Here is a 1,963-nt window from a genome sequence, read left to right on the forward strand (position 1 = left end):
CCATCTCTAGAATTCTACGTACAAACGCCACTCATTACGATATACATTAAGCCCTTCCTAGCAATACCCATAAACGTGGCACTTGCTTTTTTGGTGCTATTTCCATACATATTCATAATAATACTATTCGCATTACTCATTGGTATATACTATGTTGATATTCGTAGAATTACCGCATCCTTTAAGAATTTGATTCGTAAAGGTACGCATTAACTATTAAATTAAACTCAATCTTTAGCCATAATAATTGGATGTTTACTTCATGGTTAATGGAAGCATTTACAATAATCAATTACCTCAGGAACCTGTGAATAATTTAAATGCATATGCATTGGAACCTTTACCACCATCAACATACCTAGCAATAAGCTACCAAAACGCATACCAAACAGCATTTGAAGCAGAAGGAAACGCTATACCACCTAGATACTTGCAACAATTAATATATAATCCACCAGTCGAATTTTTACCATCACTTTTTATTAATGGAACTTTTGGTTATACTGAACAATATAAAAGTTATAGTGCAATAAACTATTTAATCGAAGATTCGAGTAATTATCAAAGTCAACCTTATTTATACGTTTCGGCAGGATCTGGTGGAGGAAGTGGATATATGTACTTAGACTGGGTTATAGCTACATTTGGAGTTCCTTATGAATTAATTATATCTTAAAAATAGTTAACTATATGTGTTCATTTGTGCTTGAGCGACAAATATAAGATTTATACCATAGCCATGCTGATTTGTACTACCCATATATGCCCATGGTATTAATGTTCCGTTGTTCATTATTAATATTTTTCCTCCAAAAAACCAAGGATTTGACGAATATTGTTGTAGATTCATTGTTTCTTGTGCTATTGTTCCTACTCCAGGTTGGTACCATACATTTGAGTATCCAGATAAATGTGCTGCCTCCTTATACCCTACATCCAGTGCGTATGTTAGTTTGTTTAAGTCATTGGAATCACTCACTACTACTGTCCAGTATCCTGGATTAATTTTATCCAGTAGTATTACGTTGCCTTGTACGGGTATTTGGACTGTTCCTGTTGAGTTACCAATAACAACCATGTAGCCCAGTGGTATGAATTGCTGACCATTAATTGTTGTCCCCCCCATGTTTTGTTGATTGAAGGAGTTGATCACGTTGATTGCCTGATAAAGCGTGCTGCTTGAGGCATTGTACGTGCCAACTACGTGGAGGTTACCACTCGAGTCGTAGTAAAACAGCTCAAACAACCCATTACTGGGTACTAAGAACACGTACGGTGCGTTGATGCTTATGTACGTGATTGATGGTCTTGGAGTGAGTGGGTGTGTTAGGAGTAAGGTGGCCACCACGGCAACAACAATGATTACAACAGCTACTACGACGCCGATAATGACTGCCCTACTCATTGCCTATTGCCTCTGTGTGGGTGAATTAAGCATTGCGCATTGGCGAGTCAAACAACCCTAACGCCAAGCCTAATCAGGGCGTTGTTTATGTACTGCCCAGCAAGGCATGGCCTCGGCATTCTCCAGAACGGCTTTCCTCTGCCTATTTCCCTAACCTCGATTATCCCCCCCACCAGCGTTGGCGTTGTTGATACCGACGCTTGGATGTTCAGTACCGTGTCGGCTCTAATCAAGCCTTGACTAACGAGCCTGCGGTACATCCTAACGATGTTCGGAGCCTCGCTCAATCGCTCAATGACTAAGGCATAGCCAGAGTCCACAAGGGCGATTAGTGACTCGGCGTTCTCAGGTGGCCAAATGAAGTTGTTGTCCCAGCAGAACTGCCTCCTAACCCTACCCTTAATGAGTACGTCACCTGGCTTATCCGCAACTCCCTCACACCGAACTCCCTAGGCATTGCCGAAGCCACGATCACCAAGCCCCCTCAGGACTAGGGCAACGGAGCCAGTGCCAACAGCGACTGGCTTGCTGGGCGAGGCAAAGCCGTAGATGAACAAC

At 41.9% G+C, this 1,963-nt stretch carries 5 protein-coding genes; 2 read left to right on the forward strand and 3 right to left on the reverse strand.

Features of this window, described 5'->3' with window-relative positions; genetic code table 11:
* Together JCM11216_RS14110 and JCM11216_RS14115 are read left to right on the forward strand one after the other, a co-directional pair.
* A partial coding sequence (locus JCM11216_RS14110; protein WP_243676481.1) for a hypothetical protein occupies window positions 1-213 on the forward strand: 213 nt, incomplete at its 5' end.
* Window positions 214-247: 34 nt separating this feature from the next.
* A complete protein-coding gene (locus JCM11216_RS14115) occupies window positions 248-676 on the forward strand; it encodes a hypothetical protein (protein WP_054854606.1) in 429 nt (142 codons plus the stop codon).
* Window positions 677-682: 6 nt separating this feature from the next.
* Here JCM11216_RS14115 and JCM11216_RS14120 read toward each other — a convergent pair whose 3' ends face one another.
* Genes JCM11216_RS14120 through JCM11216_RS20315 form a run of 3 tightly spaced genes read right to left on the reverse strand, consistent with a single transcriptional unit; the run spans window position 683 to window position 1,883 of the window.
* Window positions 683-1,405, reverse strand: coding sequence for a hypothetical protein (locus tag JCM11216_RS14120; protein ID WP_054854607.1), 723 nt, complete (start codon window positions 1,403-1,405; stop codon window positions 683-685).
* A gap of 47 nt (window positions 1,406-1,452) precedes the next feature.
* Complete coding sequence (locus JCM11216_RS20310) at window positions 1,453-1,725, reverse strand: hypothetical protein (protein ID WP_243676482.1); 273 nt, start codon at window positions 1,723-1,725, stop codon at window positions 1,453-1,455.
* Between the two features lie 8 nt (window positions 1,726-1,733).
* Window positions 1,734-1,883 (reverse strand): hypothetical protein, encoded by a 150-nt coding sequence (locus JCM11216_RS20315; RefSeq protein ID WP_243676483.1) that lies wholly within the window; start codon window positions 1,881-1,883, stop codon window positions 1,734-1,736.
* Window positions 1,884-1,963: the final 80 nt, after the last annotated feature.

The organism is Vulcanisaeta distributa JCM 11216 (genome assembly GCF_001315985.1).
GTDB lineage: Archaea > Thermoproteota > Thermoprotei > Thermoproteales > Thermocladiaceae > Vulcanisaeta > Vulcanisaeta distributa_E.